At 43.6% G+C, this 12609-nt stretch carries 11 protein-coding genes and 3 pseudogenes; 9 read left to right on the top strand and 5 right to left on the bottom strand.

Going from position 1 to position 12609, the window contains the following annotated elements; translation table 11 throughout:
- Nucleotides 1–40: 40 nt before the first annotated feature.
- Nucleotides 41–862 carry a sulfotransferase family protein gene (locus GQR42_RS05480; protein WP_158199205.1) on the top strand — a complete coding sequence of 274 codons (822 nt, stop codon included), beginning with the start codon at nt 41–43 and terminating at the stop codon, nt 860–862.
- Between the two features lie 96 nt (nt 863–958).
- Here GQR42_RS05480 and GQR42_RS05475 read toward each other — a convergent pair whose 3' ends face one another.
- The 3 genes from GQR42_RS05475 to pdxH all read right to left on the bottom strand — a co-directional run bounded on the left by GQR42_RS05475 (nt 959) and on the right by pdxH (nt 3388).
- Nucleotides 959–1159 carry a hypothetical protein gene (locus GQR42_RS05475; RefSeq protein ID WP_002769558.1) on the bottom strand — a complete coding sequence of 67 codons (201 nt, stop codon included), beginning with the start codon at nt 1157–1159 and terminating at the stop codon, nt 959–961.
- A gap of 226 nt (nt 1160–1385) precedes the next feature.
- A complete protein-coding gene (locus tag GQR42_RS05470; protein ID WP_158199204.1) occupies nt 1386–2396 on the bottom strand; it encodes an Npun_R2821/Npun_R2822 family protein in 1011 nt (336 codons plus the stop codon).
- A 347-nt stretch (nt 2397–2743) separates the two neighbouring features.
- Nucleotides 2744–3388 (bottom strand): pyridoxamine 5'-phosphate oxidase, encoded by a 645-nt coding sequence (pdxH, locus tag GQR42_RS05465; protein ID WP_158199203.1) that lies wholly within the window; start codon nt 3386–3388, stop codon nt 2744–2746.
- Between the two features lie 51 nt (nt 3389–3439).
- Here pdxH and GQR42_RS05460 point away from each other — a divergent pair, with 51 nt between their 5' ends.
- The 5 genes and pseudogenes from GQR42_RS05460 to GQR42_RS05440 all read left to right on the top strand — a co-directional run bounded on the left by GQR42_RS05460 (nt 3440) and on the right by GQR42_RS05440 (nt 7878).
- Nucleotides 3440–4207 carry a segregation/condensation protein A gene (locus tag GQR42_RS05460; protein WP_158199202.1) on the top strand — a complete coding sequence of 256 codons (768 nt, stop codon included), beginning with the start codon at nt 3440–3442 and terminating at the stop codon, nt 4205–4207.
- Nucleotides 4208–4354: 147 nt separating this feature from the next.
- Nucleotides 4355–4983, top strand: a pseudogene (locus tag GQR42_RS05455) (ISL3 family transposase); the annotation flags it as partial.
- 249 nt (nt 4984–5232) lie between these two features.
- Nucleotides 5233–5423: pseudogene (locus GQR42_RS30270) on the top strand (transposase); the annotation flags it as partial.
- 253 nt (nt 5424–5676) lie between these two features.
- Nucleotides 5677–6264, top strand: coding sequence for a DUF3782 domain-containing protein (locus tag GQR42_RS05445; RefSeq protein ID WP_158199201.1), 588 nt, complete (start codon nt 5677–5679; stop codon nt 6262–6264).
- A gap of 432 nt (nt 6265–6696) precedes the next feature.
- A pseudogene (locus GQR42_RS05440) lies at nt 6697–7878 on the top strand (RNA-guided endonuclease InsQ/TnpB family protein).
- 34 nt (nt 7879–7912) lie between these two features.
- Here GQR42_RS05440 and crtO read toward each other — a convergent pair.
- Nucleotides 7913–9559 carry a beta-carotene ketolase CrtO gene (crtO, locus tag GQR42_RS05435; protein ID WP_158199200.1) on the bottom strand — a complete coding sequence of 549 codons (1647 nt, stop codon included), beginning with the start codon at nt 9557–9559 and terminating at the stop codon, nt 7913–7915.
- Nucleotides 9560–9704: 145 nt separating this feature from the next.
- On the opposite strand from crtO, the gene GQR42_RS05430 reads away from it, so the two are divergent.
- On the top strand, nt 9705–10028 hold the full coding sequence (locus tag GQR42_RS05430; protein WP_158199199.1) for an STAS domain-containing protein: 324 nt from the start codon (nt 9705–9707) through the stop codon (nt 10026–10028).
- Here GQR42_RS05430 and GQR42_RS05425 read toward each other — a convergent pair whose 3' ends face one another.
- The gene (locus tag GQR42_RS05425) at nt 10029–11165 is read right to left on the bottom strand and encodes a SpoIIE family protein phosphatase (protein WP_158199198.1); all 1137 of its coding nucleotides are present in this window, start codon (nt 11163–11165) and stop codon (nt 10029–10031) included.
- 172 nt (nt 11166–11337) lie between these two features.
- Between GQR42_RS05425 and GQR42_RS05420 the strand changes: the two genes are divergently transcribed.
- On the top strand, nt 11338–11781 hold the full coding sequence (locus GQR42_RS05420) for an ATP-binding protein (RefSeq protein ID WP_158199197.1): 444 nt from the start codon (nt 11338–11340) through the stop codon (nt 11779–11781).
- Nucleotides 11750–12574, top strand: coding sequence for a sulfurtransferase (locus GQR42_RS05415; protein WP_158199196.1), 825 nt, complete (start codon nt 11750–11752; stop codon nt 12572–12574). Before GQR42_RS05420 ends, GQR42_RS05415 begins: the two co-directional genes overlap by 32 nt.
- Nucleotides 12575–12609: the final 35 nt, after the last annotated feature.

Raw genomic sequence — 12609 nt, 5'->3', positions numbered from 1 at the left:
GGAATCTTAGCGACAAGTTGACACAATTCCTGATTAACCTATGACTATAGCCCTCGATCGCTTACCCCAATCTTGGCAGGGTTTAACCCATCGTTTAACTTATAAGTATTTTCAGGTACGCATTGATACACCCAAAGACCCCTATAAAATTCTCTTTCGTCCCCAACCCTATCAGGTTTTATTTATCCTTAGCCATATGCGATCGGGTTCGTCTTTATTGACCCATATCCTCAATTCTAATCCTGAAATTATCGGTTTTGGCGAAACTCATCTGGTTTATGAGAGTGAACAGGATTTTAAAACTTTAATGTTTCAACTCTACTGGCGTTTGAAAGATTTAAACATGAATCATAAATATATTTTAGATAAAGTTCTTCATGATCAGAAGTTTTTAGATCATAGTTTTTTACAATCTGATGCGGTTAAGACCATATTTTTACTACGAGAACCGCAGCGCACTTTAGCTAGTATTCTAGATATTAAACCCCATCAAAACGAGCAGCACGCTCTAGGCTATTACACTGGTCGTTTAGCCACCTTAGAAAGTTATGCTCGATTAATTAACAGCCAAGAAAAGAGTTTATTTATCACCCACGATCAGGTATTAAACCAAAGTCAATTGGTCTTTAATAGTTTACAGAGTCATCTCGATACTAAAACGGGATTTTCTGAAGAATATCGAGTTTTAAAAACCACTGGCCGCCGCGGTATAGGAGATTCTTCCGAGAATATCAAAGCGGGTAAAATTATTAAACAAGCCAGAAAATTAGATATAGAAATTTCCGACGCTGTTTTAACCCAAGCCCAAAAAGCCTACGATCGATGCTACGAAACCCTCAGCCATTATTGTCATTGTATCTAAGCTGAATTGGGGATTAGTAATAGCCTTGATTCTCTCCTCCGAGTCCAAAGAAAATCCCCCTAACTCAACTCTAAGTTGATCATTTAAAAGGTCTGATTAGCCTTCAATATTAGCAATTGTAAAGCCCATCTGACACTCGTAGAGATTCGGCTGTTGGCTGCCCCCTTTGCCCAAGGAGTGACCACAGCCTAGTTTACCCTCTCGCCACCGGGGTTGCCCCTGCTGGTTGGCTAAAAGACAGCCCTGACAGACAGAACCCGGATCGAGAATGTGTTCGTCGGTTAAAATCACTAACATGACGTTCACCCCCATTGATCTCTGATTTGTCTCTATTGTAAGAGGTTTTTTCTGAGATGTAGTGGCGCGCTATACATTCCGCTACTTTTTGGCTTTTTTTCGCCTGGAATCTTCTTATGGAGAAGATTAGACCTTGAAAATGTATAGTCATTTCAGATAAGTCTGACACGATCTAGACCGGTGAAACCCCTAGTAACTCTGGCATTGATCTTCTCAATCTTAATGATTATTTTCCTAAACCGAGTTTTCTGGTTACTTTTTGCCAAAAGGTTGGGGTCGGTGGTTGATAGGGTTTGGGACTACCTGTAAATATAGGACGTTGACTAGGTTGGTAGAGATAACGATAGTGTAAGAAAATATCTCGATAGGGAAAATCGAGATTTTCACCGCTACAAAGTCGAGTGAACAGAGAGGAAGATAAACCAATGTAGTGCAGATACATCACCCGTTTGTCGTGGTCGTATAATAGCCCATCCCGTTGTTGGAAATGGGCGGAGGTGACGGCGTTGCCGGTGCGACGAGTGGCAGGCCATTCTTTCGCTAAGTTAGAGACGGATAGCTGCGATCTCATCACCATATAGTTCAGCACCGACTGATTGGGGGCTGAGGGATACAATACCTCTGCCTCGCCCTCCTGTAGCCTTGCCACTAGCCAATCCCTTTGTTCCGACAGCATAAAGCCGCGCTTGGAGGCGTAGAACCCAGCACAAAAGATATCCGCCTCAATCCGTTCTTGGGGAAACACTTCCAGCAGTTTCGGTGAATTGACATTGTAAATGTGGGTGGGGTCTTTGTACTGAAAGTCGTAAGTCACCACATCAGAAGTGTCTAGCTGTTCAAACACAGGGGTGACATCATCCAAAATCAGCGCATCTGCGTCAATGTAGATGAATTTTTCAAAGGGGGCGTTGGGGTCAAAGGCACAGTAACGGCGGTTCATACCCAACCGTCGTACTCCTTGGATGCCTTCGGTTTTCTGCCAGTGTTGCAGTGCTGTGGGGTGAGCTTGCCAGACTTGTAACGAAAAGTCCTCCCACGGCTTAAACAGATCTTTGTCATTCCAGAGGGTGACATTGGGACGGGTGGCGATTTCGGCGGCGGTTTTTTCCAACCGGTCGTCGTAGGCGATGACGCAGACGGGCATACCCGCACCCGCATTGACGGCGATGCTATTCAGCAAGGCCACCAGTTGGTCAAACACGACATCATTGCCGAGGGTGTAAATACCGTAGTTCATTGCAGCTCAGGAAGAAAAAAAATCAAAACCTATTATCTTTGCCGTTAGTTTAGCTTATTTTGGTCGATAAATTTGGGTAATTTGAGATGTGGTGATTCAGATTCTCCTCAAATATGCCTGAATCTTGGGTAAGCAACTCACATAAAGTTCATTTTGTCAAGGATTGTTAAGATGCGCTTACCCTGACTATCTTGCTAGTAAGTAGTTGGACAAAAGTAAAGTTAACTGTGGGGTAAGGAGTCTCCGAGTCTCCGAGTCTCCGAGTCAGTAAGAATTGCGGCAATTTACATTTCTTAAGATAGACAAGAGAATTTATGTCCGACTACTTACAAGGTGTCAAGATAAAACTAAGGAGCTAAACGTTGCCTTTGCCAAGTGCCATCTTCTTGACGAAGATAACAGAGACGATCGTGGAGACGACTGGGGCGACCTTGCCAGAACTCGATTAAACTAGGAATTAAGCGAAACCCCCCCCAATGAGGAGGACGAGGAACTTCACGACCAGCATATTCTTCTTTTAGTTCTGCAAGGCGTTTTTCGAGGATATACCGCCCGGAAATCACTTCACTTTGATTAGAGGCCCAGGCCCCTAAACGAGATTCCCAGGGACGGACAAAAAAGTAATTATCCGACTCCTCCTCACTGATTTTTTCTACAGTCCCCTCAATCCTAATTTGCCGTTGCAATTCCCCCCACCAAAACACTAGGGCCGCATTGGGATTGGCGATTAATTCCTCTCCTTTGGCGCTGTGGTAGTTGGTAAAGAGAACAAAACCGCAAGGATCGAAGTCTTTTAACAGTACCATGCGGGCCCGGGGTTTACCCTCTGGGGAAATAGTAGCTAAAGTCATAGCGTTGGGTTCCAATTTTCCCGAAGATACCGCCCTTTCTAGCCATTGTTTAAATACAATGAAAGGATCGGCAGCTGTTTCTGACTCTAGCAATTCTTCAAGATTGTAGTCCAAGCGCAGGTCAGCGATCGATATGTCCATGGTTTTGCTTGCTAAATTCTATCCTTTCAGATACTACAAGATTCTAGAATCATGACTATCACCTCGGCCAGTGATGCGATCGCCTCTCTTTTAGAAATGGCGGAACAGGGAGAGATTGACCCCTGGGATGTGCAGGTTATCGATGTGATCGATCGCTTTTTGGCAGAATTGGGGTTATTAAATGATCTAGATTTAGCCATGGCCCAGGCTAATTTACCCCAATCGGGACAGGCTTTTTTATGGGCTTCCATGTTAGTTTTATTTAAGGCTGATACCCTAGAAAGATTGTCTTTGGACTCGCAAGAAGAAAGTCTGATTGATGAGGAAATTAGCGATTTAGAACAGGAATTAAGAACTTTACCCCGTTATCTAGAAAATCATATTCGCCGTCGTACTGCCGCCCCACCACCGCGAAAAAGACGGGTAACTTTGCAGGAGTTAATCACTCAATTACAACAGATTGCCCTAGAGATTGAAGCTTTACCGAAACTGCCTGTAGTTGTCCCGAAACCCCGTCCCCAATCCCGACGGGAAGCGGTACAAATTATCACGGAATTGGCCCACCAAGAAAATCTCACGGAATTGGCAGCGGAACTGGACTTTTTTTTGCAGAGAAAGTTTTTTAAATTAGAGAAAAATCAGCTAGATTTTGAGGATTTATTGGCGTTATGGCAAGCAGAAAAGCCCTCTAGTCACTCGGCAACACAGGAAAAGGTGGCAATTTTTTGGGCTTTACTTTTACTCGCTTCTCAATCAAAGGTGGAATTAAAACAAGAGGATTTTTATCAGGATTTAACTATTGCTTTAATTACTTTCTAGATTACTCTTTAAACGGAAGTTGGCTCTTCGGGACTTGTTATGGGAATAATTAATTTAAAATAAAATTCCCTGAGAGCACCTACGCCCAAAAGTGACTGAAATTCATACAGGGAGGGACTTTAGGCACAAACGGGTTAATACCAAAAGGCTGAAGAAATTATTGATCAAGACCTGTCGAAATTAAAAAGACTGGGAATCGATAAAATCGCTCTAGTCAAAGCACAAAAAAATACTGTGCAGTTTTAGTAGATTTAGATACGGGAAAACTAATAGCTATTCTAGAGAAGCGAACACAACATGAGTTGAGAAAAACGCTTACAGGCTGGGGGAAAGAGGTGTTAGAGCCAATTGAATAATTGTGCATAGATCTTTGGTTAACCTATAAAAATCTGGTGAAAGAATTGATGCCATCGGCCGAGGTGGTCGCTGATAGATTCTATGTAATGAAACAAATTAATCAAGAGTTAGACGAACGGAGAAGAGACGTTCGGCGATGCTCAGTCGAGCCGCGGAAAAAAGAGCCATAGAAGCGCAGAAAAATAAAAAACAGGAAGCGGAAAAGGAAGGGAAGCTAGAAGTTTTAAAGCGAAGTAAATATAGCCTTTTAAAAAATGAAGAAGATTTAACGGAAACCCAAAAAATTAAACTAGAAGATAGCAAAAAAACTTGACCAAATTTGAAAGAGATGCACGAAGGAAGAATTCAGAAGGATTTACAATCCGACAGAAGGACTGCTATCCATCTCAGAATGGTTGGCAAAATCGTCCAGTATATTTAGGGGTTGCTGAAAAAGTTTTTCGTGGGGGCAGGGTGTGGGCTTCGGCCGTGAGCTTTTGCCGAACGGGTGTGGGTTGTGGGGTGTGGGGTGTAGGGTTTTACCGATTTTCAGGTGGTCAACTACCTAATTTTCAGGGAAAAAGTACCTGAATTTTCCCCCTGATCACTCCCAGTCCGGTACTTTTCGATTGACAAAAAGTCTAAAAGTCTTACCCAACAAGGTTTTTAGATTTATTCAGCCAACCCTATTTACCAAGAGTTGTCAAACAATCCGAAGCTGGTTTGGAGAAATCATTAGTTATTTTGAGCGAAGGACAACGAAGGTCGGGTCGAGGGAATCAACAATAAAGTTAAACTAATAAAACGGCGAGGCTATGGCTTGAGAAACTTTCGGAATTTTTGGGTTAGAAGTATGTTGTCTTGGCATTTTGTCTGTTGATTTAGCATAAAGCGAAGAGCCAAACGTATTACCATAACAAATACTGACTATCACCATTCCACGAGCAAATCCGGTTAATGCTTATACAATGGCAGGGATTGTTAAAGAAGCGGGTTTAACTAGCGAAGAATTCTTAGAATTACTCTAAAACTATTGCTGACGTGCCTTGAGAAGGAATCATCTTATGATACCAATTTCGTCCTAAAAATTCAGTAAAATAGTAATAAACCAAATCAGAGGGAAAAAAGTATCTATGGCAACTACATCCGAAGACGTATGGCGACTCTTAGTCGAATTAGCCACTGCTCAAGCCGAATTAACTGCTGCTCAAAAAGAAACTGACCGACAACAGAAGGAAACCGAGCGACGACAACAGGAAACCGACCGACAACTCAGAGAATTAGGTAAACAAATTGGGGGACTTGGTGCCAAATTCGGCAGCTTTACCGAAGGACTTGCCCTTCCCTCAATGGAAACGATTCTCAGACAACGGTTCGGTATGGAAGTTGTTAGTCCTAGTGTGCGAGTCAGTAAAGATGGACAACACCTAGAAATTGATGTCCTTGCCTATACCAATGGTGAGCTAAATACCGCCTATATCGTTGAAGTTAAAAGTCATGCCACAGAGGAGTCTATTACTCAATTAAAAAGTATTTTGCAACGGTTTCGCCGCTTTTTCCCTGAACACAAAGATAAAAAACTCTATGGCATATTAGCGGCGGTTCATTTATCTGGAGAATTACGGGAAAAAATTCTGCAAGAAGGGCTTTATGTGGCTCGGATTCATGACCAAGTATTTGAATTGGATATTCCCGATAATTTTCAACCTCAAACCTATTAAAACAGCCAATGCGATCGCTTTTGATTTGAATCTTGTCAGGGATAATTTTCCCAATATCAAGAACAATCACCTTCTTTTCTCAATCATCGATCGTTTTGACCTGTAAGGGCAAGTCAAAAATTTTTCCCTACCCCCCACCCCCTACACCCTGTCTACTTTTCAGGCTCTCTGTCCCCCCGTGAGGGATCGGGATTTTGGGGAGGAGGGGATTTACCTTGAATGTCGGATTGAAGGCTCTCGGTTTTACCTCGGAGATGAAAATCCGACCAATATTAAGACAGCGAAGCACAGCTAATATTCGCTCTTAGTCTTGGTTTTCAACGAGATTAAACGTAGCCCTGTGAGTTTTAACGTAAACAGCTTTCAGGCTCTTGACAGTCTGTGGACTGAAGGTGATATACTGTTAATATAAACCATTGAGAGGTCGGTTCAATGGGAGTCATAGAGTTTAAGCTAAAAGTCTCACAACAGCAACAGGTAGCCAGCTCTGAGGCTATAAGAATTGGGCAATTTGTTAGAAATAAATGTCTAAGGTTCTGGATGGACTCTACTAAAGAAGACCAAGTAAATTATGCTTCTTTGTGTCGTTACGTTACCGAATTAAGCAAGAACTCTGATTTCCCTTTTCTGGTCAATCTCAACTCTATGGCTCGTTAAGCCAGTGCCGAAAGAGCGTGGTTTGCCATCTCCCGTTTCTACCACAATTGTCAAAAAGGTTTAGCCAAGAAAGGCTATCCTAAATTCAAAAAGTATTCTCGGTCTGTCGAGGACAAATCTTCTGGCTGGAAAATCACAGAAGATAAAAAGTTTATCCAGATCACGGATAAAACAGGGATAGGTAAATTAAAGCTGCTCGGCAGTTTTAACCGTGACATTCTTGATAAATCTTCCATCAAAAGAGTTAGGCCCCTTAAAAGAGCAGACGGGTTCTATTGTCAATTTGTCTTAGACATTGAGCGGATAGAACCTCTTGAATCTACAGGAAAAGAAGTGGGGATTGACTTAGGACTAAACCATTTCTTGACTGATTCCAATGGAGATAAAGTTGATAACCCTCGGTTTCTTCGTCAAGCAGAAAAACGCTTGAGGAAAGCTCAACGCCAGCTTTCTAAAAAGAAAAAGGGAAGTCAAAAACGTCAACAACAAAAATCTCAAGTAGGTCGCCTTCATTTAAAAGTTTCTCGACAACGTAAAGATTTTGCCGTTAAGACAGCAAAAGCGTTAATCCAATCTAACGATTTGGTAGTCTATGAAGACTTGAAGGTTTCTCCTATGGTGAAAAATAGAAAGCTTGCTAAGTCTATTAGTGATGCAAGTTGGTCTATGTTCACCAATTGGTTGGACTACTTTGGACAAATACACGGGAAGTTCGTTATAGCGGTCAATCCACAATATACAAGTCAAGAATGTTCTAATTGTGGTTCCATTGTCAAGAAAACATTGTCTGTTAGAACTCATATTTGTTCTTGTGGATGTGTTTTAGACAGAGATGAAAACGCTGCTATAAACATCCTCGCACGCGCAAATACTGTCGGGCGGACAGAAATTCAAGCCCGACTACAGACTACCCACTGTCTATTAAGCTTTCGCTTAATAGATAAGGTAACTGGATGAACAGGGAATCCCTCCCATGAGTGCGATGGGAGCGTCAATTGAATAATCTTTGCAGAAAAGTGCTTCGATCCCGCAGGAAAACCTGAGCGCAATTGCGCCCCGGCATTCCCGAAATTGAGCCGCCGGGGTGAGTGCCTGCCCCAGTTAAATAAAGGTTTTTAATTGGGGTTTTGTAGTTAGCTATTTCTGGCAAAGGACGCAGGAAAATCATCTGATCTAAGGTCATATCAAGATGATAGTAATTACCTTTATAGGAACCCAAACGATTAGCTAATTCGGCCGGACTTTCCACCCGACGGGCAATAATGGCGGATTTGAGATTTGGGGCATAATCGGCCAGTTTATCAAGAACTCGATCGGCCACGCGATTTTTTAATTCTTCGGTCCATCCTGTCCCGTTTAATCCCGTTCCCTCGGCCCCGGCAATCTGATAGGGGGCAAAAAATTCGATCCAGAGGGTATGCTTGCCCTGGGGAGCCATGGAGGGATCGAGAATAGTGGGTATATCTAGGTACATCGAGGGATTTTCGTCGGGAATCTGCCCCAAAATCGTTAAAGCGTGGGCCTGTTCAACGTGACGCACGGAATCGGCGATGAGAATCGTTCCCTGTAAATACTCCTCTTTGTGATCGTAAGCCTCGAACCTTGGTGCTTCGGCGAGGGCGCAATCAATTTTAAGAATTGTTTCATTGTTATTGACAATTCGCCGTTCTACCCTTTCTCGCAATTCTGGATCGGCGGCATCCACATCGGCGGGGGCGACTAACTGTAAAAAGACTCGTCTAGCGTCAATATTAGAAATAACAGCCGCTTTTGCCAGATATTCCTGTCCAGAGTCCACCCTAACCCCGATCGCTTGTCCTTCCTCCACCAGAATCTGTTTAACCTTCTGCTCGGTTAAAATCACCCCACCGAGACTGACAACACATTTCACCAGAGCCTCGGTTAGTGCGCCTGTACCACCACGAGGGCGAGCCACCCCGGGGGAGTGACGCATCGCCATCATCATCATCCCGGAGGTAATGCCTTTTTGGGAGGGAGGAGCGCCAATTTCTGCCGCTAGACGAGCTAGGGGTGCTTTGACAAATTCGCTCTCAAACCACTCATTGAGGACATCTTCGGGGGAAGTAATCATCGTGCGGATGAAGTCGAGCAGTTTCTTTTTCGAGCCGATCGCTTTCCAGACACTAGCTAAGGCACTAGAGTCATAATTGCGGGCGATTCTGAGCAAATCTTGGGGCGGAGCGTTAAACCAAGGAGCGATCGCATTCAGCAACTGTCCCCAATAGTCGATAAACTGAAGGTAGCGATCGGCATCTCGCCGACAAAACTGGGCAATGGCGGCGTGAGTTTTTTCCAGAGAGCGATAGGAAAGAAAATATTGGCCGGAGGGATGGGGACAGAAAACGGTAGGATCGAAGAATAAATACTCTAATCCGTGGCGTTTTAGCTCCAATTCCTCAATTACCGGCCCCAAAAAGATAAATTCGTGATCGATCGCACAGAGATTAAACTTAAAATCGGGGGCCAGATCTGGGATAACCGCTTCTGTGGTAGCCGCTCCTCCGGGTACGCTACGCTGTTCGAGAAGGAGGACGCGATAACCAGCTTTGAGGAGATAGGCGGCACAAACTAAACCATTATGCCCCGCACCGATGAGGATGACATCGTAACTTTCCATGCAGTTTCAAAAATTCCTATTTTTAATTTTGCGCTTTTCTTGGCCCTAATATGTTAAAAATAGTTAAAGATTCGCTGCGGTCAGCAGATTTCAGCCAGCAGTTATCAGTGAGCAGGTAGAAAACATTTAATTTTTCCTTTTTTTTATGAGTTCTTCAATCAAAGTCATTCAACCATCGGGTATTTTAGATGGCAACCAAGCCAGCCAATTTCGCCAAGAAATTGCTGAAGCTGTGCAGGGAGGTTCAGAGGTGATTATCGTTGATTTTAAGGATGTCACCTTTATGGATAGTTCTGGTTTAGGGGCTCTAGTTTTATCCTTAAAAACCGTGCGTTCTGCGGGGGCTAAACTATTTATCTGCTCGATTAATGATCAGATAAAAATGTTATTTGAATTAACCAATATGGATCGAGTTTTTGAAATTTTTAATAACCGAGAAGAATTAGAACAAAAAATTTTAGGAAGTTAATTAGCGAAAATCCACCTGCATGATCGAGAGATCGTCCTTAAAATTACCATCAAATTGTAAAGCTTGAATTTCTTCGATAAAATTATCGAGATTTTTAGCCGAATTACAGTGATAATTTTGCAAAGATTGAAGAAAGTTCTCTAGTCCCCACATCCTACCATCAGCACAATCGATCTCGTAAATTCCGTCGCTAAAAAGATAAAGGCTACTGGGTAAATTCAGGGATTGAACCTGATTAGTATATTCCGCTTCTGGAAACATTCCGATGGGAAACCCGGGTGCTTTCAGTCTGGTTTCAATGACCTGGCCAAAAGGTTTTTGAGTCAGGAGAACTGCTGGGGGATGACCGGCGCTGGCATAGGTTAACTGTTGTTGTCTCTGATCATAAATTCCGTACCAAATAGTAAAATATTTATCATTCTTAGGACTGATTTGATAAACTTGATTTAACCCTTGTAAAACCTGATTAGGTTGATAGTAATTCACCTGACTTAAACCACGGGAACGGAGAAGATGAATCACCGAAAGGGAAGGTAAAGCCGCTCGTAAACCATGGCCCGCCACATCTAAAAGATATAACATCAAATGGTCATTATCTAACCAATAATAATCAAAACCATCGCCCCCCAATCGACGAGAAGGAAGGAAGCGAAAATCGATAGCAAGTTTTGGAGAAATAAAAGGTTCGGGTAACAGCGATCGCACATATGCCGCCGCCTCCGCTAACTCCATTTCTAGTAATTGTTTTTGCGCTTGTAAATCATGACTTAATTGATGCAAACGCATTCCCGCCCGTACGCGCGCTCTTAACTCATTAATCTCGATCGGTTTACATAAAAAATCATCTGCCCCCGCATCCAATCCCTTCACCCGATCCTCCACCGATCCCAAAGAAGTTAAGAGGATAAAAAAAGTGGTTGACAGTTGGGGATTGAGCTTAATTTGCCGGCAAACTTCCAACCCATCGATCCCCGGCATCATCCAATCACAAATAATCATCGCTGGTTTTAGTTGCCCCGCTTGCTTTAATCCTTCTTCCCCATCACTGGCAACAAAAACCTCGTATTCCTTCTGCAAAGCTCGTCTCAGAAACGTTTGAATTACTCCATCATCATCAATTACTAAAATTCGTACCATCTTTTTTGTGACTCGACTATCTCAATCTTACTGCCTACCCCTGACCCCCTGACGGATGACTTTGCTTGTCCCTCAACAAGGGATTAAATCCAGAATCGAGCTAACACATCAGTCATAGTTTGGGAAAAATGGTATAACTTCTAGCGTAAGGCATTGCAGAGGTAAACCGGGGGTGAAGATTTCTTTTCAGGTAGATAGCGATCTCAAGTCCTTAGATAGCGTTTTAAAATATTTTGAGCAACTTGAACCGGCGGGCATTCCCCAAAAAGACTGGCTCCAGTGTCAGCTTGCTCTTGCCGAAGGTTTTACCAATGCAGTCCGTCACGCTCACCGACACCTCCCCCCCGAAATCCCGATCGAGATCGAGATCGAGATTGCCCCCCACCAGATGGAAATTCGCATCTGGGATCGGGGTTCCGCCTTCGATTTAGAGAGCTTTATCGAGAAAAATGCCCATCGTGACCATAGTTTCTCCGGCCATGGGCAAGGACTGCCGATCCTCGAAAAAATCGCCGATCAACTCAGTTATACTCGCAGCGAAGATCAGCGCAACTGTCTATTAATTATTAAACAATTTTCCCGCCATGAATCCGATCGCACCCCTCGTTTCTCCTAGCTGGTTAGTAACTAATCTCGATCGCCCCGATCTGATGGTTATTGACTGTCGTTTTCAATTAAATGATCCCGATCTCGGTTATCAAGAGTATTTAGCCAATCATATTCAAAATTCCTTCTATTTACACCTCGATCGCGATTTATCGGCTCCCGTTGCCTGTCATGGCGGCCGTCATCCTTTACCGAATCCGCAGACGATAGCCGCTAAATTAAGCTCTTTAGGGGTGATTTCTGGTCAAACCCATGTCATCGTCTACGATTCCTCCCGCTTTGCCTTTGCCAGTCGTCTCTGGTGGTTATTACGTTATCTCGGCCATGAAAAAGTCAGTATTCTCGATGGTGGTTGGCAAAATTGGTTAAATGCCGGTTATCCCGTCTCTAATCAGATACCTGTGCCGAAAACTGGTGCTTTTCTCCCCCAAGTTCAACAGGATTGGGTAGTGACGATCGAGCAGGTAAAAAGGCAAAAAGAGCAAGCGGGAGTGGTGTTAATTGATGCCAGGGAAAGCGATCGCTATCGAGGCGAAAGGGAACCGCTCGATCCGATCGCCGGTCACATCGAGGGGGCGCTGAATTATCCCTGGTTGGAAGTCACCGATAGTCAGGGTTTTTCTCAACCCCTGGCCCAGCAAACACAACGTTGGCAAGAGCGGCAAGGCGATCGAGAAATTATCCTCTACTGTGGTTCAGGAGTGACAGCCTGTGTTAATATCTTTTCCCTTACCCTAGCCGGATACGACAATGTTAAGCTATATTCTGGAGGTTGGAGTGATTGGTGTTCCTACCTGATCTAACCAGCCCTATTGATACCCATCTATCGAGAAAGATG

The organism is Microcystis aeruginosa FD4, from assembly GCF_009792235.1.
In the GTDB taxonomy this organism is placed as follows: domain Bacteria; phylum Cyanobacteriota; class Cyanobacteriia; order Cyanobacteriales; family Microcystaceae; genus Microcystis; species Microcystis viridis.
This window is presented reverse-complemented; position numbering and strand designations above follow the sequence as displayed.